Raw genomic sequence first — 4,716 nt, 5'->3', positions numbered from 1 at the left:
CTCCGTCGGCAAGGTCGCCGAGGGCTCCAGCCTGGTCCACCAGGCCGGCAGCACCATGGGCGAGATCGTCGCCTCGGTGCAGCGTGTGACCGACATCATGGCCGAGATCTCCGCCGCCTCGCAGGAACAGAGCGCGGGCATTGAGCAGGTCAACCAGACCGTGGTGCAGATGGACGAAACCACCCAGCAGAATGCCGCGCTGGTGGAGGAAGCCACCGCTGCCGCACGTGCGATGGAAGACCAGGCCGCACAGCTTGCAGATGCCGTGGCGATCTTCCGGCTCGACAACCAGGTCTCGGCCGCGATGCAGGCCGTTGCCGCGCGGGTCGAGCCGGCGAGAGTCACCACCGTGGCACCTCCGCAGCCAAGCCACGCGGCAGCACCTGCACCGATATCACCACGTCGTAGCAGCAACGCCGGCACCTTCGTCGCCAGCGACAGCGACTGGCAGGAATTCTGAGACCCACCCGTAGCGGCTTCGGCCGCTGCCCCCGCCGATGGACACGTCCCCCGTGCAAAGTCCTACTCCCATCGTTACCGGCCCACGCGAATTCGAGTTCGCCGACCGTGATTTCCGCCGCGTCTGCGACCTGATCTACCAGCGCGTGGGCATTGCGCTTGCGCCGGCAAAGCGCGACATGGTCTATGGCCGCCTGTCGCGCCGCCTGCGCACGCTGGGCATGCGCAGCTTCCAGCAGTACCTGGACCATCTGGAGCAGGAAGATGGTGACGAGTGGCAGGCGTTCACCAACGCCCTGACCACCAATCTGACCTCGTTCTTCCGCGAACCGCACCACTTCGACAAGCTGCGCGAAGAACTGCAGCAGCGCTCCAGCCGCACGCCGTTGCTGCTGTGGTCGTGCGCGGCGTCCACCGGCGAAGAGCCCTATTCGATGGCGATCACCGCGTGCGAGGCCTTTGGCACCCTGAAGCCGCCGGTACGCATCATCGCCACTGACGTCGACACCCAGGTGCTGGCCACCGCCGGCCGTGGCGTCTACAACATCGATCGCGTCGCCAGCCTCGATCCGGACCTGCGCCGCCGCTACTTCCAGCGTGGCAGCGGCCCCAACGAGGGCCAGTGCCGCGTGCTGCCCGCGCTGCGCGAGCTGATCGAATTCCGCCCGTTGAACCTGCTCGCCCCGCGCTACGACGTCGGTGGCCCGTTCGACGCACTGTTCTGCCGCAACGTGATGATCTACTTCGACAAGCCGACCCAGCGCGCGATCCTCGGCCGCCTGGTGCAGCACCTGGCCGATGACGGTCTGCTCTACACCGGCCATTCGGAGAACTATCTGCACGCCGCCGACCTGATCCAGCCCTGCGGCCGCACCCTGTACCGCCGTGCGGCGAAGGCCGGCGCATGAATGCCTCGCTGCGTATCGACGATGTGATGCGCTACCAGGATGCGCGCTTCCAGACCATCGCCGCCAAGCTGCTGCCGACCCAGTACCTGGTGGTCGATGACACCACTGCGCTGACCACCACGCTGGGGTCCTGCGTGGCGGCCTGCCTGCGCGACCCGGTGCTGAAGATCGGCGGCATGAACCATTTCCTGCTGCCCGAGGGCAACGCCGGTGACGGCGCGCCTGCGCGCTATGGCAGCTATGCGATGGAACTGCTGATCAACGACATGCTCAAGCGCGGCGCACATCGCAAGCGGATCGAGGCCAAGGTGTTCGGTGGTGCCAACGTGCTGAAGGGCTTCACCAGCAATCCGGTCGGCACCCGCAACGCCGAATTCGTGCGCCAGTACCTGCAGGCCGAGCATATCCCGATCATTGCCGAGGACCTGTGCGGCATCCATCCGCGCAAGATCTGGTTCTTCGCCGATACCGGCCGCGTGGTGGTGCAGCGCCTGCCGCATGCGCATGAGGCCGAGGTGGCCGCCGCCGAATCGGCGGTGCGTGCGCGCCTGTCCAAGGCGCCGGTCACCGGTGGCGTGGAGCTGTTCGAATGACCTTCACCGGCAACGCCCCCTGCCGGGTCCTGATCGTCGACGACTCCGCCGTCGTGCGGCAGATGCTCACGGAAATCCTGTCCAGCGACCCGGCCATCGACGTGGTCGGCACTGCGGCTGACCCGCTGTTGGCGCGCGAGAAGATCAAGCGCCTGCTCCCGGACGTGATCACCCTGGACGTGGAAATGCCGCGCATGGACGGGCTGGCGTTCCTGGAAAACCTGATGCGCCTGCATCCGCTGCCGGTGGTGATGATTTCTTCGCTGACCGAGCGAGGCGCCGACACCACCCTGCAGGCACTGGCGCTGGGCGCCGTGGATTTCGTCTCCAAGCCCAAGCTGGACGTGGCCCGCGGCCTGCAGGGCTATGCCGAGGAGATCATCGCCAAGGTCAAGATGGCGGCGCGCTCGCGCGTGCGCCCGCTGGTGCGTGCCAGCGCCCCCAAGCTCACGCTGGACGCAGCGCCGGCGACGCGTGCTGCCTCGCCGCAGTTCCGTACCACCGACCGCCTGATCGCGATCGGCTCGTCAGCCGGTGGCACCGAAGCGCTGCGCGTGGTGCTGGAAGGCATGCCTGCCGATGCACCCGCCGTGGTGATGACCCAGCACCTGCCGGCCAGCTTCAGCAGCGCCTTTGCCGAACGCCTGGACCGACACTCGGCAATGGCCGTGCGCGAGGCCAGCGACGGCGAAGCGGTGCTGCCCGGCCACGCCTACCTCCCGCCCGGCGGCAAGCACCTGCGCATCATCCGCGACGGTGCGCGCTGGCGCTGCCGCGTCGACGACGGCCCGGCAGTGAACCGGCACAAGCCCGCGGTGGACGTGCTGTTCCGCTCGGTCGCGCAGAGCGCCGGTGGCAATGCCATCGGTGCCATCCTCACCGGCATGGGTGACGACGGCGCGCGCGGCCTGCTGGAAATGCGCCAGGCCGGCGCCCCAACGCTGGTGCAGGACGAAGCGACCAGCGTGGTCTGGGGCATGCCCGGTGCCGCGTTCAAGCTAGGCGCTGCCGAGGAACAGGTGTCACTGGAGAGGATCGCCGAGCGGTTGCTCGCCCTCGCCCGCGGCTGACAGGCCCCTGTAGAGCCGAGCCCACGCTCGGCTCCGCTCCCTGCTGGACACCTGCAAGAGACGTCAGGCTCCATTGCCGATCCGCCGCCAGCACTTTCGACCATTGATGTTTCAACGGCGCTGATCGAGGTTTGATCCTGCCGCAAGCCATGCGCGCCAAACGGGAGGCCCGCAGGACACCGACTTGGAGCGCGGCTGGAGCGGGTCGTATAGTCAGGTATCGCACCGCAATGGAACGCCGATGAACGTTACCCCGCAAGGCCGCGCTGCTCGGGTACACAGGGTGGGAAGTCCGGGTAACGGACAATACCCACTGCGCAACCTGTCGCATTTGCCCGGATGTGGCGCCGTCGTTCGTGATGAGACCGCATGTTCCAAGGATCAAGGACAATCCTGCTGCGACATGGACCGCTCATGCTGAAATCCGTCCCCAGCCTTGCTCGTGTTGCGTTGATCGCCTTGATCACACTGGTTGTCGCAGGCTGCAACAAGGAACGGTCGTTCCCGGTCTATCGCGAGAATCCTGCGCCAAGGGATGCGCTGCCGATTGTGATTCGGGTCCACGATGCACCCGTGGATGTTCCCGTTCCTTCGGTCTTCGTCACGTATGAGATAGACCCACTCTGTCTGCCTCCGGTCAACAATTGGGAGGGGGTGCAGTACGAGCCGAACCAGCACAAAGTTGAGGTTCAGGCACAGCGCCTCAGTGCAACTGAATTCAGCAGTGCTGTTTTCAACGACGGCATGGAAGTTGCCGACTATTACGGTCGTGGTCCGTGCACTTGGACACCCGTGCTCGTGGAAGCTTCATTCGCCTTCATCATTGATGGTCGCCCTATCCAAGCAACCGCATGGACTTCATTTACAAAGCTTGAAACCGGGAAACTCTCTACTACCTACGTACATCGCGCCTTACGCCCTATGACTTCAGGGGGATCGCCAGAGTGGACGCCTACCGAGCCTTCGACTTGGTACGAGAAGATGTCTCAGGATAAGCGAAAGGATTACTTCCCAATCGAAATCTCCACACGGACTGAAGGAACAGCCCAATGAATCCTGGAGCAAATGCAGCCCTCTCCGATCATGTCTACAAGGATCCGCTCCCTGAACCCAAGACCATTGTTACCATTGCCGGGACGGAATATCGAGTATTGGCCAGCCTAAACTCCGCCACCGGCTACCAAGGCGTCATTTACCATAATCTCGAATCCAAAGAAGTAATCGTCACCCATCGCGGTACCGAGTTTGATCGCCAGCCTCTGATTGATGGCGGCATCGATGCGGCGATGGTCACCGCCAGAATCAACGCGCAAATTGATGATGCCCTCGCGCTGACCAAGCAGGCAATCGAGCTGGCTTACGCAAATGGATATGGCCAAGTTTCCGTCACCGGCCACTCCCTGGGCGGCGCGCTCGCACAGATCACTGCACACCACTACAACCTCCCCGGCGACGCGTTCAATCCCTACGGTGCCGCCGGGCTGGCATATCGCCTTCCTGAAGGCCAGCCAGCCAGCGCGGCGCCCTTCACCAACCACGTCTTGGCAGGCGACCTGGTCAGTGCCAGCGGTCCCCATTACGGCAAGGTCGAGATGTATGCGCTGCCCAGGGAACTGGAGATCCTGCGCAACGCCGAGCACGGCCAGCGCATCGCCTCGATCGGAACACCCGGGATGAAGAGCGGCC

5 protein-coding genes and 1 pseudogene are annotated in these 4,716 nt (G+C 64.7%); all 6 read left to right on the top strand.

Translation table 11 applies throughout. From position 1 onward, the window contains the following. Window positions 1-460: methyl-accepting chemotaxis protein (locus tag ABGA94_RS02915; RefSeq protein ID WP_375366341.1), on the top strand; the 460-nt coding region annotated here is incomplete at its 5' end. Window positions 461-497: 37 nt separating this feature from the next. Continuing rightward, window positions 498-1,367 (top strand): CheR family methyltransferase, encoded by an 870-nt coding sequence (locus ABGA94_RS02910; RefSeq protein WP_049416359.1) that lies wholly within the window; start codon window positions 498-500, stop codon window positions 1,365-1,367. Next, window positions 1,364-1,960: a chemoreceptor glutamine deamidase CheD gene (gene cheD, locus ABGA94_RS02905; protein ID WP_005416407.1), complete on the top strand. Its 597-nt coding sequence runs from the start codon at window positions 1,364-1,366 to the stop codon at window positions 1,958-1,960. The genes ABGA94_RS02910 and cheD overlap by 4 nt, the downstream gene beginning before the upstream one ends. Continuing rightward, window positions 1,957-3,030 (top strand): chemotaxis response regulator protein-glutamate methylesterase, encoded by a 1,074-nt coding sequence (locus ABGA94_RS02900; RefSeq protein ID WP_375366340.1) that lies wholly within the window; start codon window positions 1,957-1,959, stop codon window positions 3,028-3,030. Before cheD ends, ABGA94_RS02900 begins: the two co-directional genes overlap by 4 nt. Before the next feature lie 414 nt (window positions 3,031-3,444). Further along, on the top strand, window positions 3,445-4,083 hold the full coding sequence (locus tag ABGA94_RS02895) for a hypothetical protein (protein WP_095379478.1): 639 nt from the start codon (window positions 3,445-3,447) through the stop codon (window positions 4,081-4,083). Then, window positions 4,080-4,716, top strand: a pseudogene (locus ABGA94_RS02890) (hemolysin); the annotation flags it as partial. The gene ABGA94_RS02895 and the pseudogene ABGA94_RS02890, both read left to right, overlap by 4 nt.

Origin of the sequence: Stenotrophomonas sp. 3diitr2024, from assembly GCF_042136455.1 — a bacterium.
GTDB classification, from domain to species: Bacteria; Pseudomonadota; Gammaproteobacteria; order Xanthomonadales; family Xanthomonadaceae; genus Stenotrophomonas; species Stenotrophomonas sepilia.
The sequence above is the reverse complement of the archived record's forward strand: the minus strand, read 5'-3'. Positions and strand labels throughout refer to the sequence as shown.

Coding starts and splice junctions, on each gene's coding strand:
- ABGA94_RS02910 (WP_049416359.1), top strand. CDS start 498: ATGGACACGTCCCCCGTGCAAAGTCCTACTCCCATCGTTACCGGCCCA.
- cheD (WP_005416407.1), top strand. CDS start 1,364: ATGAATGCCTCGCTGCGTATCGACGATGTGATGCGCTACCAGGATGCG.
- ABGA94_RS02900 (WP_375366340.1), top strand. CDS start 1,957: ATGACCTTCACCGGCAACGCCCCCTGCCGGGTCCTGATCGTCGACGAC.
- ABGA94_RS02895 (WP_095379478.1), top strand. CDS start 3,445: ATGCTGAAATCCGTCCCCAGCCTTGCTCGTGTTGCGTTGATCGCCTTG.